At 39.1% G+C, this 14,060-nt stretch carries 9 protein-coding genes and 2 tRNA genes; 7 read left to right on the top strand and 4 right to left on the bottom strand.

Translation table 11 applies throughout. The features are described 5' to 3' along the window. Positions 1-9: 9 nt before the first annotated feature. The 3 genes from hemN to yihI are packed head-to-tail and all read right to left on the bottom strand — an operon-like array spanning position 10 to position 2,453. Positions 10-1,380, bottom strand: a complete 1,371-nt coding sequence (gene hemN, locus HMPREF1128_RS05480) for an oxygen-independent coproporphyrinogen III oxidase (RefSeq protein ID WP_007524564.1) — start codon at positions 1,378-1,380, stop codon at positions 10-12. Continuing rightward, on the bottom strand, positions 1,380-1,835 hold the full coding sequence (locus tag HMPREF1128_RS05475; protein ID WP_007524772.1) for a DUF2489 domain-containing protein: 456 nt from the start codon (positions 1,833-1,835) through the stop codon (positions 1,380-1,382). Before HMPREF1128_RS05475 ends, hemN begins: the two co-directional genes overlap by 1 nt. 36 nt (positions 1,836-1,871) lie before the next feature. Beyond that, positions 1,872-2,453: a Der GTPase-activating protein YihI gene (gene yihI / locus HMPREF1128_RS05470; RefSeq protein WP_007525418.1), complete on the bottom strand. Its 582-nt coding sequence runs from the start codon at positions 2,451-2,453 to the stop codon at positions 1,872-1,874. A gap of 287 nt (positions 2,454-2,740) precedes the next feature. Here yihI and gltS point away from each other — a divergent pair, with 287 nt between their 5' ends. From gltS to recB, 3 genes are all read left to right on the top strand, one after another. Then, positions 2,741-3,958 (top strand): sodium/glutamate symporter, encoded by a 1,218-nt coding sequence (gene gltS, locus HMPREF1128_RS05465; RefSeq protein ID WP_007524040.1) that lies wholly within the window; start codon positions 2,741-2,743, stop codon positions 3,956-3,958. A 187-nt stretch (positions 3,959-4,145) separates the two neighbouring features. Next, entirely contained in the window at positions 4,146-5,537 is a 1,392-nt protein-coding gene (locus tag HMPREF1128_RS05460; RefSeq protein WP_007525055.1) for an MATE family efflux transporter, read from the top strand. Position 5,538: 1 nt separating this feature from the next. Continuing rightward, positions 5,539-9,231 carry an exodeoxyribonuclease V subunit beta gene (gene recB / locus HMPREF1128_RS05455; protein WP_007525233.1) on the top strand — a complete coding sequence of 1,231 codons (3,693 nt, stop codon included), beginning with the start codon at positions 5,539-5,541 and terminating at the stop codon, positions 9,229-9,231. 123 nt (positions 9,232-9,354) lie between these two features. Here recB and mltA read toward each other — a convergent pair whose 3' ends face one another. Then, complete coding sequence (gene mltA / locus HMPREF1128_RS05450; protein ID WP_010129716.1) at positions 9,355-10,476, bottom strand: murein transglycosylase A; 1,122 nt, start codon at positions 10,474-10,476, stop codon at positions 9,355-9,357. 207 nt (positions 10,477-10,683) lie between these two features. Here mltA and HMPREF1128_RS05445 point away from each other — a divergent pair. The 4 genes from HMPREF1128_RS05445 to HMPREF1128_RS05430 all read left to right on the top strand — a co-directional run bounded on the left by HMPREF1128_RS05445 (position 10,684) and on the right by HMPREF1128_RS05430 (position 14,036). After that, positions 10,684-10,760, top strand: a tRNA-Met gene (locus tag HMPREF1128_RS05445). A 68-nt stretch (positions 10,761-10,828) separates the two neighbouring features. Then, on the top strand, positions 10,829-12,292 hold the full coding sequence (gene xseA / locus HMPREF1128_RS05440; RefSeq protein ID WP_007524382.1) for an exodeoxyribonuclease VII large subunit: 1,464 nt from the start codon (positions 10,829-10,831) through the stop codon (positions 12,290-12,292). 219 nt (positions 12,293-12,511) lie between these two features. Then, positions 12,512-12,597 (top strand) — tRNA-Leu (locus tag HMPREF1128_RS05435). 197 nt (positions 12,598-12,794) lie between these two features. Next, positions 12,795-14,036: a tyrosine-type recombinase/integrase gene (locus HMPREF1128_RS05430; RefSeq protein ID WP_007525426.1), complete on the top strand. Its 1,242-nt coding sequence runs from the start codon at positions 12,795-12,797 to the stop codon at positions 14,034-14,036. The last annotated feature ends 24 nt before the right edge of the window (positions 14,037-14,060 follow it).

Raw genomic sequence — 14,060 nt, 5'->3', positions numbered from 1 at the left:
TGTTCTCGCTTAAATGATTCTAGAAAATTGTTGTCTTTTTGCAAGTTGTCTGGAATAGACATCAAAGCATAAACAAATGTTACGAATCAATAATCGTCCACGCGGTGAAACGACAATTGATTTATCCGTTAGCGTCAGCAATCCATCTTCTGCTAAAGGTTGAAGCAGGGCTAAATCTTCGGCAAAGTATTCATTAAAATTAATGTGATAGGTTTCAGACAAGCGGTCGAAATCTAATTTAAAATTGCAAATGAGCGCTTTAATGACATCGCGGCGGATGCAGTCATCTTGACTTAGCGCTAAACCTTTATGTAGGGCAATGCCACGCTCTTCAATTTCTGCGTAGTATTGTTTTAATTCTTTATGGTTTTGTGCGTAGGTGTCGCCTAACAAGCTAATTGCAGATACGCCCATACCCAATAAATCACACTCTTCTTGGGTAGTATAACCTTGGAAGTTACGATGTAATACACCTTCGCTTTGAGCAATCGCTAATTCATCGTCTGGTTTCGCAAAGTGATCCATCCCAATGAATTTGTAGCCATTGTTTCCTAAAAACTCAATCGTTTTTTGTAAAATCGTGAGCTTAGTTTCTGGCGGCGGAAGCATATCATCTTTAATTTTAATTTGAGCAGCAAAACGACTTGGTAAATGTGCATAGTTAAACACACTCATACGATCTGGATTAAGCTCAACCACTTTTTCAAGGGTAAACATAAAGCTTTCGACATTTTGTTTTGGTAAACCGTAAATTAAGTCGATGTTGGTTGACACAAATCCAAGCTCTTTTGCACGTTTCATTAAGGCAAAAATAAATTCTTCATCTTGTTCACGGTTAACTAATTTTTGCACTTCTTTATTGAAGTCTTGAATCCCCATACTAATACGGTTAAAGCCGATATTTCGTAGGTGATCAAGCATAGAGAGATCAACTTCACGCGGATCCATCTCAATACTGATTTCAGCTTCATCTGAAACGGTGAAATGTTCACGAAGCAACCCCATTAAGCGAGAAGATTGAGCTTCGTTTAAATAGGTTGGTGTGCCACCGCCCCAGTGAATTTGGGTGACAAGACGGTTTTTAAATAGTGGTGCACGTTGTGTGATTTCACGCTCAAGATAGTCGAGGTAAATATCGACTTTATGCTGATGGCGGGTAATAATTTTATTACAAGCACAGAAATAGCAAAGTTTATGGCAAAAAGGAATATGAATATAAAGTGAAAGCGGGCGATCTGGATAGCGCGCGGCTGCGACTTTAAAATCATCATCATGATAGTTTTCGCTAAACTCCAAAGCGGTTGGGTATGAAGTATAACGTGGACCGGATTGGTTATATTTTTGAATAAGGTCAAAATCCCAAATAATTTCTGATGACATTACATTTCCTTCATTTTTACTAATAATTGTCGGCATTCATTGATAATTTCAGTTTCAAGTTCAGCTTCTTTCGCTTCTCTTTCTAAATCAAGTTTCATTCGCTCATTGCGTTTTAGTGCTTTGCGATCCGCTAGAATTGGATGACTTTCAATCACATTATAAAGCGCCCACATGGCTGGATATTGGCTCAGTTTATGTCCTAGCACATCCAGTAGCGGTTTTAAACGTAAAACACCTTCAGAAAGATCACATTGTTTAGAAATCATTGCTCTAGCAATGACATCTACACTTTCTTTGATACGTGTTAATCGTGCCTCATGCTTTTCTTTTGCCTCTGCCATTACATCAGCCAGCATCGCTTTTTGTGCACGGTATTTTAGCCATAAGAAAACGGCATAACCAGCTAAAGAAAGCACAATTAACGCAGCAAGAACCAATAAATAGATTCTAATCACACTCAAATTCCCACTTAAAAATAATTAGGCTAGCGCCTATCTAAATTGGTTAATATCTACCGTTGAGAACTGACGGAATAAAGCTTCGCCGTTATCTTCTTCCTCATCGGTAATACCAAGCTCAGTCATTAGTTCATCAATACGATCTAAACACTCATCGACGAAACGTTGATCTTCAGCCGATAATGTTTTACCCGCTTCTAAATCATCTAATAACTGGTTAAGACATTCGTTGTTTTCTAGCTGTTCTAGCTCTTGTGCAGCAGTAAGCGTTGGACGAATTTCTTCAACAACAGGCACTGGCTTAATGGTTTGGCCTTTTTCTGGGCGATTAACGAATTCAACCATCAATGGCACTTTTTTACGGCTACCAATACGAGGGTCTTTCACCTCTTTAACTACCGTTTTCTTTTGTTCAGTTTGATCAACATTACGTGAACCGGTTGGTAAGCCTTTATGTTTACGTTTTTTCTTTTCTTCACGCGCTTTGGCATCCAGCTCATAGCGGGTTGGTTTACGGTTCTTTCCGCTAGAAATTTTTGGTTGTTCCGGTTTTTTATCCGATTTACGCATTGGCATAATATCGGTAATGCGGCGTGTTTTTTTGGTTCGACTCATCTGATTTCTTCTTAAATATGATAAAAAATTAAACGCCCTATTCTACTCGAATTCCCTCTATCTGAACAGACAAGCGGTTAAGTTTAAAGGGAAATTTGCAAATGAGAGAAAAATTTAGACCGCTTGCATCAAATTTTGTAATCGTACCATGATTTATTTTTATTTCTGAAAGTTGACAAACGAGAACGATTGCGTTATTTTCAAAAAGTAGTGAACTTTTACAGTTAGATTGAATTTTAACAATTCTCTAACATACTGTTTAACCATAACAAAACAAGGAGCATACCGTGGAACCAATCGTTTTAGATGGCTATTACACGTTGATTTTTGCAACCATTGTATTGATCTTAGGTCGATTCTTTGTAGCGAAAATTAAATTTTTACAAGATTTTAACATTCCCGAAGCGGTTGCTGGTGGTTTAATTGTTGCTGCATTGATCTTTGCACTGTATCAATGGAATGGTATGTCTTTCAAATTTGATACAGGCTTAAAAGATGCCTTTATGTTGGTTTTCTTTGCCTCTGTTGGTCTCTCAGCAGACTTCTCCCGCTTAAAACAAGGTGGGATACCATTAGTGATTTTCTTAGTCGTGGTGAGTGTCTTAATTGTTGTCCAAAACGTAGTGGGTGTAAGTCTAGCTTCTGTATTTGGGTTAGATCCGAAATTAGGCTTAATTACAGGTTCAATCACGTTAACTGGTGGTCACGGAACGGGTGCAGCATGGGCGAAAACTTTCCAAGATAAATATGCTTTACAAGGCGTAACCGAAATGGCGATGGCTTCAGCAACCTTTGGTTTAGTTGCTGGTGGTTTAATTGGTGGTCCGGTTGCTCGTCACTTGGTAAATAAACTTAGATTAGGTAAAAAAGCGCACGTTAAAAAAGCGGATGCAAGTCCTGATGCATATGATGGTAGTACTTTTGAAGATAAAGATAACTTCCGCTATATTACGGCAACTTCTGTGATTGAAACCATGGCGTTATTTGCTGCTTGTTTAGTGTTTTCCAAAGTGATGAAGATGCTATTACCAGACAGTAGCTTACCTCAATTTGTTTGGGCGTTAGGTTTTGGTGTTATCTTACGAAATGTTTTAACGAAAGTGTTCAAATTCGACATGTTCGACCGTGCAATTGATGTTTTCGGTAATGCTTCATTAAGTTTATTCTTAGCGATTGCGTTAATGGATATCAAACTTTGGGAACTTTCAGGTTTAGCGGGTCCAATGTTAATTATTCTGTTAGTTCAAACTGTTGTGATGATCCTTTATGGTTATTTCGTGACTTTCCGTGTGATGGGTAAAGATTACGATGCAGCAATTTTAACAGCAGGGCACTGTGGCTTTGGTTTAGGTGCAACACCAACTGCAGTGGCGAATATGCAATCAGTCACAGAAAAATTCGGGCCTTCGCATAAAGCCTTCTTAATTGTACCGCTTGTCGGCGCCTTCTTCGTCGATCTTGTGAACTTAGGTGTAATTACCTCATTCGTAGAATTTCTTAGTTAATTCTTCACTGAATTAAGAGGATTATCGCACCCCATGTCTTAAAAGATATGGGGTGTTTTTTATTTTTTTGAATTTTTAAACTAGGGTTATTCGCCAACCAATTCTGCAAGAGATGACAACCGCATAAGCTTTATGCAACTAGCTAATAAAATCGGCTATAATAAGCCGATTTTATTTTGAGGTATTTATGAACTGGCAATGGCAACAATATTTTGAAAATGCACGTAAACTTTTTCGTTTAACTTTTCCTATTTTCATTTCTCAGCTTTCAGCTGCAGGCATGGGTTTTGCTGATATTGTAATGGCAGGCTTAGTCAGCGATGAAGATGTTTCTGCCATTGCGGTGAGTAACTCCATTTACTTTCCACTATTTTTATTTGTGTTAGGCCTACTTAATGCAATTACGCCGACAGTTTCTTATCTTAACGGTTCAAACCAACGCCATCTTATTGCGAGTCAGGTTCGCCAAGGTGTGTGGCTTGTGCTGAGTTTCTCTATTCCACTGATTATTATCTTTACCCATAGTCATTGGATTTTAGATTTTATGGGCACACCTGAATCATTCTCGATTAAATCGCAGCAATATTTACAAATCATGGCAATTGGTATTGTGCCTGCGCTACTGGCTATCAATTTGCGTTGTATGAATGACGGTTTATCGAACCCACTTCCAGCTATGCGGATAACCTTCTTTGGTTTATTATTGAATCTCCCGCTTAACTATTTATTCATTTTTGGTAAGTTTGGTTTTCCAGAAATGGGCGCAGTGGGTTGTGGTGTGGCGACAGCGATTGTGAACTGGATAATGTTCTTGATGATGCTGCATTACTGTTATACCAACCGTGCACAGAAAGATATCAAGCTATTTGAAAAATGGATTGAACCACCAAGCGGTCAGATTTTGCTAAAACTTTGCAAATTAGGTTTACCAATTGCCTTTGCAACTTTTACGGAAGTAATGCTGTTTTCGACTTCTTCTTTATTGCTTTCACCGCTTGGTGCGCAAGTTGTGGCAAGCCATCAGGCTGCATTACAAACCAGCTCACTCTTTTTTATGATTCCCATGTCTTTTAGTATTGCGACTACTATTGTGGTAGGAAAAATGCTTGGGCAAAGGGCTATCAATGAAGCGAAGGTGCTGAGTTATCATGCGCTGTTTACCAGTTTTATCTTCGCAACTTTAGCGGCGCTTGTGATCGCATTATGTAATCAATGGATTCCAATGGCATTTACGCGCGATCCTGTTTCGCTCACTATTGCGGCGCATTTATTATTATTTTCTGCATTTTACCAAATTCCAGATGCTATTCAGGCGGTTGCAAACGGTATTTTACGTGGCTATAAAAATACCCAGCCGATTTTATATGTCACCATTGTTTGTTATTGGATTATCGGTATACCATTAGGTTATGTGCTTGCTCGTACGGATTGGATTGTTGAACCCATGGCGGCAAGCGGCTTTTGGCTGATTTTTTGTATTAGCTTGAGTATTGCTGCTGGTTTATTGATTATTTTAATGCGTAGAATTCAATCTTTATCGGAAGCAGAACAAATTAACCGCTTAGAAAGAATTAAATAATATGAAACCGCTTAATGTATTAGAAATGCCACTAGATAAAGTGGCGTTAATTGAGGCCTCTGCTGGTACCGGGAAAACTTATACCATGGCGAATCTCTATCTTCGCCTTTTACTCGGTGTAGGTTGTACGCCGATGACGGTTGAGCAAATTTTGGTTGTTACTTTTACTAAAGCCGCTACAGCTGAATTGCGTGATCGAATTCGCGCAAACATTCAGCAATGCCACGCTTATTTTAAAGCACAGCAAATCGAGCCTAGTACACCTTCAGATAGCCAATCACAATATTATTTTGATTTATTCCAAGCGACAAAAGCGGATTATGCCGCAGCTATTTTACGTTTACGCATTGCTGAGCGAGAGATGGATCTCGCTAGCGTTTATACCATTCACGCCTTCTGCCAAAAAATGCTAACTCAGTTTGCTTTTGAATCAGGCATGCGCTTTGATTTTGAATTGCATACGGATGAAAGTGAGCTATTACGCAAGTTGAGTCAGTCAGTTTGGCGAACACAATTCTATTCTTGTGATTTAGTCGAAGCGAAAGCCGTTTCAAAGCATTTAAGTGATCCGGCAACGGCACTTGATTTGGTTCGTGCACATATCTACCAGCAGAAATTGCCCGATTTACCTCAAGCGATTGCAGAAGGGGTAGAAGATTGGCAATCAGGAAATTTTTCAAAACAAAATCAAGTCTACCTCGATTTTTTAGAAGAAGTGAAAACCTATTGGCGAGAAAATGAAACTGCACTTACGGAAGCAATTATTGCGGATCTTAGTGCAAGTGCTCGTCAACTTAATGCCAATAAATACAAAGAAAACCCAACGCTTGAGCGCATAGCGCTATTGGCATGGTGGTCAAAAAATTCGTTAGATAGCAGTTTTCCGACAGATGCATTATTGCGCTTTTCAACCGATTATATTAGTGGTGCGATTAAAAAAGGCTGTGAATTTGAGCTTAATGCCCATTTTACAAAAATTCAGGATTTTTTGACCGCTTACGAGGAAGAATTTGAAGCCGCTCAATCTCAACAATCAGAAGTATTGCAATATATTTTTCTTACAGCTTTGCGTAGCAAACTGGCTGAATATAAAGCCACGCATAGTGAAAAAGGGTTTAATGATTTGCTAACGTTACTGAATCAAGCCTTGCAATCTCCACAAGGTGCACATTTAGCCACGCATATTCGCCGTCAATTCTCTTTTGCGATGATCGATGAATTCCAAGATACTGATGTAACGCAGTATGAAATTTTTAGCAAAATTTTCATTCAGCAACCAGAAGCGGGGCAAGGGTTTATTATGATTGGCGATCCGAAACAGTCGATCTATAAATTCCGCGGGGCAGATATTTTCACGTATTTAAAAGCATCAAACCAAGCAGAAGAAAAACGCACCTTAGGGGTAAACTGGCGTTCATTACAACCAATTGTCAGTGCGGTGAATTCGCTTTTTACTTTTAGCAAAGAAAGCAAGGCAGCCCCATTTTTCTATGAAGGAATCAGTTTTCAGCCTGTGCTTGCTAAAACTGAACGTCTAGAGGCGATTGAAAATGGTGAGCAAGATGCAGAGCTCTGTGGGCAAAGTCATTTCAATGCTTATTTACAACCGAATCAAGAATTAGAAGAAAAGAAAGGCAAGCAAGAACTCAAAATTACTGCACCAAAAAATGATTTGCTTGCCACACAATGTGCTCATCAAATTCAGCAGCAATTGAAATTGATGCAAGCGGGTGAATTTGGGCTAAATTTAGCAAATCCAGAAAAGGCTCGTGTTTTTGCAGCGAAAGATATTGCCGTACTTGTACGTAGTCGAAAAGAGGCAAATTTAATTAAACAAGCGCTTGCAGAGCGCCAGATTAAGTCAGTGTTTATGTCGGATCGTAGTAATGTTTATGAAGCCGATATTGCACAAGATTTATGTTGGGTTTTGAAAGCTTGTTTATCGCCTTATGATCAGCGAGCGTTACTTGCAGCCCTTGGTACCACATTGTGGCATTTTAGTGCGAGTGAGCTATTAGAGATTAAGCATAACGAGATGAAATGGGATGCTTATGTTGAGCGTTTTGTGCATTATCAACAAGTTTGGGCACAAGAAGGCGTGCTGCCTATGTTGCATCAGCTTTATTTAAATGAAGGAATTATTGCTCGATTAGGCACTTTAACGGATGCCGATCGGGTGGTGACTGATTTGTTGCATTTAACGGAATTATTACAGTCTGCGCAGCAAAATTGTGAAAATGAAACCGCATTATTACGTTGGTATGAGCATCAAATCAACGAGGAAACGAGTGAAGATCAAGCAGACTATGCGCTGCGCTTAGAAAGTGAAGAGGCGCTGATCAAAATTCTCACGATTCATAGCTCAAAAGGCTTGCAATATCCTATTGTTTGGCTGCCTTTTGTCGGGAATTCAAAGTATATCGCGAGAAATAAAGGCTTAGTGTTATACCAAGATGATAATGCAGAAATCCACTGGGGTGATAAAGAAAAGGCCAGTGAGATTGCTGAATTGCAAAATAAAGCAGAATATTCGGAAGATTTGCGTTTGCTTTATGTTGCATTAACGCGAGCGGAGTCGCAACTCAATTTAGTCTTACCAGAAGTGATGCCAAAATGTTGGAACGCATTGTTATATTTGCTTACCCAAGGGGAAATTGGTTTGGGAAGCGATCAGCAGATCAATACTCCAATGGAACAATTACTGAAGCAAAAAATTGAACATTGCTGCACGAAAATGTTACCTGAAACCGCACCGATTGATGCGTGGGTAAGTAAACAAGAGCGTTTATCGCTCCCAACACCGCGTTATTTTAACGGCAGTTTAAAACAAGATGGGCAAACCACCAGCTTTACCGCTTTGCATTATTATCATCAAGCGCAAGCAGAGAATCAGCCTGTATCAATGTTCATTCGTGCTGAAGATGATGATAGCCAAATTGTGACGAATGAAATCGCCGATGTAGATGTAGAAGAGTTGATGGATAACGCATATTCTCCTTATCAGTTTCCGCATAGCGCGAAAGTGGGCACCTTATTACATCACTTTTTTGAAGCGCAAGATTTCCAACAACCGATTGCTTCAGAGAATGTGGAAAAACTATTGTCATCGTTAGATTTATCGCAAGAATGGCAAGCGCCAACTGAGCAATGGTTTAATCAAATTATGACGACACCTTTTGGTAAGGAAGCGCTAACACTGAATGCTATTCAGCCAAATGCTTGCTTAAAAGAGTGGGAGTTCTATTTGCGCTTAAAAAACAAGCAAGGATTACGCAAATTAAATCAACTGCTTAAACAATATCATCCACTGGCGCAGCGCTTAGGCGACTTACAGTTACCACAGCTAGAAGGTTATGTAAGAGGCTTTGTAGATTGTATTGCTAAAGTAAATGGCAAATTTTATTTAATTGACTATAAATCTAATTTCTTAGGTTTTTTAGCCCAAGATTATAGTGCTGAACGTATTGAAAAAACGATGGGGCAGTATCGCTATGACTTGCAGTATTTGCTTTATACTTTAGCGCTGCATCGTTATTTACGTACACGTTTAGGGGAACAATATGACTATGAAAGAGATATTGGCGGAGTCGCCTATCTCTTCTTGCGTGGGATGAATGGAAAGCCTAACTCAGGCGTTTATTTTGATAAACCAAGCATGGCGCTCATCGAAGAGATGGATCAGCTATTTGGTTAGTAACAAGCGGTTAGATTTGATGAAATTTTTGCAAAAGTTCACAAAAATCTGACCGCTTGTATTTTTTCCTGATGAGATAAAAAAGGGCGTGTGTTCACACCCTTTTGATTGATAGGAAAGCGATTAGTTTAGCACCCAAACACGGCCAAAGTGTTTAAGTAAGCCCGCAGTTTGTGCGGCTTTTTTATGAATGCCTTCAACGCCTTGGTAGATGTCAAAGTGATGGCCTTTTACTGCACCACCCACATCTAATGCAACCATTAAACGCATTTCATATTTACCGGTAAAATCACCGTGATCGTTAATTAACGGCATTTCAACTAATACAACGCTGCCAGATGGCACAATGCTTTTATCTGAAGCGACAGAGGCTAAGGCAACTAAAGGCACACCAGCAGATCCTTTTACTTCATGGGTATCATCAAATTTGAAGAAAACGTAAGATGGATTACGCTCAAGCAAAGATTGCGTACGGCCAGGGTTGCGTTTTGCCCAATCTTTAATGGCTTGTGCTGACATTTTTTCTTTTGGAATTTCACCATCTTCAACCAATAAGCGACCTATGGATGCATATTTAAAACCATTTTGACCTGCATAGGCAACATGGCTTAATTGTCCTTCGCCAAAGTCGATAAATCCACTACCTTGTACGCCTAAGAAGAAGTTATCAACCATTGAATTTGAATAGCCTAATTCTAAGCCTTGACCAGCTAGCGCACCATTATAAATTTGTGCACGGGTAAAGCGTTTATTTGCTGGAAGACGATAAAGCGGATGTTGGAATTCGCCTTGAGGGAAACGACGTGCCTGTAACACAGGTGCGTAATAGCCAGTCAGGTTCACATTTTGGAAACCATCTTGTCCACGCATTAAGTTAGCGTTAATGCCGTATTTCGCTAAATCATCTACATTAGCTCCCGCGCTAACCCAGCGTTGAATTTTGCTATATACGCCGGCATAGCGGCCAGTAATGTTGCCAGAGTAAGCACGAACATTATTCAATTGTTGAATGAAATCATGTCCGTTAACGATATTTTGTTTGTTTTCTACGCTACTAACACGCGCAAAATGCATATAGTTTGGCATCATTTGGCGGTTTTTATAAACAGCACCTAATTTAGCATTTTCAGCATTGTAATAGCCACTTGAGTTCGGCTTAGTTGTTTTTTTAGACGTTGTACAAGAAACAACACAAAAAGCGATGCTAGCTAGTGCAGTCCATTTTCCAATTGCTTTCCAATTCATCATTTTCTAACCTAGTTTTTAATAAGAGAAATAAAGTAATTAGGATAGCAAAATTTACCAGTAAACAACAGGGGATAGCTTGGGCTTTGCAAATTCTTACATAGGTTATTTTCCATTTTATTTGTTTTAAAATTAGGCATTTATATGATTTTGATCAAAAAAAACGTTGCACGGATAAAAATAAGGTGTATTATATGCTCTATCAGACGCGGGGTGGAGCAGCTTGGTAGCTCGTCGGGCTCATAACCCGAAGGTCGTTGGTTCAAATCCGGCCCCCGCAACCAAATACTTAGCCCTCGATTTTATCGGGGGCTTTTTCATATCAGCTATCTTCCAAATAGAAGCATTTTTTATGAATAATGTGCTCACTGTTTCTCAACTCAATTATTCTGTTCGTCATTTACTAGAAGTTGAATTCGGACAAGTTTGGCTAACAGGTGAAATCTCTAATTTTAGTCAGCCTGTTTCTGGCCATTGGTATCTGACTTTAAAAGATCAGCACGCACAGGTGCGTTGTGCGATGTTTAAAATGAAAAACCTTCGAGTCAATTTTAAGCCACAAAATGGTATGCAAGTGCTTGTTCGTGCAAGTGTGAGTTTGTATGAGCCACGAGGGGATTATCAGGTTATTATCGAAAGTATGCAGCCGGCTGGCGAGGGCTTATTACAACAACAATTTGAGCAGCTCAAAATGAAATTGGCAGCGCAAGGATTGTTTGCTCAAGAACATAAAAAGCCAATTCCTTCATTTGCTAAGCGTGTAGGTATTATTACCTCTTCTAGTGGTGCGGCATTGCAAGATATTTTGCACGTTTTGGCACGCCGTGATCCAAGCCTTTCTGTAATCATTTATCCGACACAAGTTCAGGGCAAAGAAGCGATTGATGAGATTGTTTCAACGATCCAATTAGCGAATATTCGTCAAGAATGTGATGTGTTAATTGTGGGGCGTGGTGGCGGTTCACTGGAAGATTTATGGTGTTTTAATGAAGAGAAGGTTGCTTATGCAATTTATCATTCAAACATTCCAATTATTAGCGCAGTTGGTCATGAAACAGATGTAACCATTGCTGATTTTGTTGCGGATCTGCGCGCACCGACTCCATCAGCGGCTGCTGAGTTAGTTAGCCGAGATTGCCAAGAACTCATTAGACAATTACAACATCAATTTGACAAAGCAGGCTTGGCTTTTGATCGAATTTGGTCTGAGAAAACAACCCAATTATCTCAGCTTACGCTTCGTTTAAATGCTCAACACCCAAATCAGCGTTTAGCTTGGCAAAAGCAACAGCTTCATCAGTTGAGTAATCGTATGAATTTGGCTATGCAACAACGCATTGCGCATCAATCTCTAAAACTGAATCAATTAAAACAGAGAGCAGAAATTCAGCATCCAGTGAAACAGTTAGCTGAAAAAGCGCAAGCACTCAAGTGGTTAAATTTGCGTTTAGATTTGCAAATTCAACAATATTGGCAAAATATTAACCAGCAATGGCAGAGTGTGTTAGAACGCTTTGAGCGTAATCCACTTCCAATGCAAGTGCATAAAAAGCAGCAATATCAGCAACAGTTGGCTTACCGTCTTCAATATGCAATGGAGAAAAGCTGGATGCAGGCAAATAGCCAATTTAAGGCGTTATGCGCCCAAGTTGATGGATTAAGCCCATTAAAAATTTTAAGCCGAGGTTATTCAGTCACTCAAGTAGAAAATGGTGAAGTATTGACCTCAACCAAACAGGTTCAAAAAGGCGATCGATTAAGCACACGATTAGCAGAAGGTCAAGTGATAAGTGAAGTCGTAGAAATTGCTTCTTGAGATGATGTTTTTTTAAACGGCTAAAAAATTTGAATTATTCTTTAATAAAATCAATCTGTTAGAAAGATATTATTCGGGTTACTCACGGAGTTATCCACAGAAAGTGTGAATAACTCCGCAGTTTAAGTGCATAAAATTGCTCCAGTTAAAAGATAAAAACGCTTTTTTACTTGCCAGAGAAATGAGAGTTATTCTATAATCCCTCCAACAAATTTCTTAGCCAGTGTGACGAAATTGGTAGACGTAGCGGATTCAAAATCCGCCGCTGAATAAGCGTGTCGGTTCGAGTCCGACCACTGGCACCACTTTACCAAATTAAAGCCCATCATAACCGCTCAAAAATATCTCTAGAGCCTTGTTATACGGGCATTTTTTAATGCCTCTTGCTATCATAGCCCCTCATTTTTAATCGTGCTTTAACGCCTTTTTATGTAACCATTATTGTAACCACGCTATAATTATCAGAATTCATGGTTACAAAACTGAAAATTAAGGGGGCATAATGCCTAAAATAACTAAACCGCTCACAGATACAGAAATAAAAAAAGCAAAGCCAAAGGATAAAGAATATAGCCTTACAGATGGTTACGGTCTGTTCTTATTGGTATTACCAAGCGGCATTAAAACATGGCGCTTTAACTACATTCGCCCATATAGTAAAAAACGAACCAAAATATCATTAGGGGTTTACCCTACTGTTACTCTCGCGGAAGCTAGGACTATCAGAGAGGAATGCTTGGCTTTACTTGCTAAAAATATCGATCCACAAGAACATAAAAAAGAACAGGAAAGAATAAATGCGGCCAAAAACGAAAATACTTTTTTGAAAGTGGCAGAAAGATGGAGAGAAAAAAGAGCGAGAGAAGTTGAAGAAACTACGATGCGGAAAAACTGGGAGCGCCTAGAAAATCACTTATTCCCAAACATCGGTCATTATCCTATTGATAAAATAACGCCCCCTATACTAATAGAAGCGGTAAAGCCATTAAATGAGGCAGGAAAAAACGATACCTTACACAGAATTCTAAATCTGGCGAATCAGATTTTAGAGTATGCCGTTACTGTGGGCGTGTTGTCTTTTAATACTTGTCAAAAAGTAAGTATCGCATATCATAAAGAAGCGCAAACGCACCACCCAGCAATTACACCAAGTGAACTACCTAAGCTAATAACCGACTTCCAAAACTCAAATAGAGAATTTCTTACGAAAGTGCTTTTCAAATGGCAACTACTCTCAATGGTTCGACCTGCTGAAGCTGTAAGTGCTGAATGGTCTGAAATTGATTTTGATAAAAAACTTTGGTTTATACCGGCTGAAAAAATGAAGAAAACACGGAAAGGGCAATATCCTCATACAGTACCGTTATCAGCTCAAATGCTTAAAATATTGGAAAATCTACGACCTATCACCGGTGTAAATAAATTTGTATTTCCACATTATCGTCAGCCTAATAAGTCAATGAGCAAAGAAACGATAACGAGAGCATTAAGAAAAATTGGCTATCAAGGAATTCAAGATTCTCATGGATTACGCTCTATCGCGAGAACATATTTAGAAGAACAAGCAGTTGATTTTAGAGCGGCAGAAAGTTGCCTTGCTCATAGAATTGGAAATGAAACCAGTCAAGCATATAACCGAGCAGAATATATCGAGCTAAGACGACCTTTGATGCAGCTATGGGGCGATTACTGCGAACAATGCGGAATGGATTTAACTTTTGATAAAGTAAAAGATAGAAATTAAAAAGATTTTTTTTTATGTTTTAGT

The sequence above is a fragment of the Haemophilus sputorum HK 2154 genome, assembly GCF_000287615.1.
Taxonomy (GTDB): Bacteria; Pseudomonadota; Gammaproteobacteria; order Enterobacterales; family Pasteurellaceae; genus Haemophilus_A; species Haemophilus_A sputorum.
The sequence above is the reverse complement of the archived record's forward strand: the minus strand, read 5'-3'. Positions and strand labels throughout refer to the sequence as shown.

What these genes read in the sequence shown, in the direction of transcription:
- hemN (WP_007524564.1), bottom strand. Translation starts at nt 1,380, where the DNA reads ATGTCATCAGAAATTATTTGGGATTTTGACCTTATTCAAAAATATAAC.
- yihI (WP_007525418.1), bottom strand. Translation starts at nt 2,453, where the DNA reads ATGAGTCGAACCAAAAAAACACGCCGCATTACCGATATTATGCCAATG.
- HMPREF1128_RS05460 (WP_007525055.1), top strand. Translation starts at nt 4,146, where the DNA reads ATGAACTGGCAATGGCAACAATATTTTGAAAATGCACGTAAACTTTTT.
- recB (WP_007525233.1), top strand. Translation starts at nt 5,539, where the DNA reads ATGAAACCGCTTAATGTATTAGAAATGCCACTAGATAAAGTGGCGTTA.
- mltA (WP_010129716.1), bottom strand. Translation starts at nt 10,476, where the DNA reads ATGAATTGGAAAGCAATTGGAAAATGGACTGCACTAGCTAGCATCGCT.
- xseA (WP_007524382.1), top strand. Translation starts at nt 10,829, where the DNA reads ATGAATAATGTGCTCACTGTTTCTCAACTCAATTATTCTGTTCGTCAT.
- HMPREF1128_RS05430 (WP_007525426.1), top strand. Translation starts at nt 12,795, where the DNA reads ATGCCTAAAATAACTAAACCGCTCACAGATACAGAAATAAAAAAAGCA.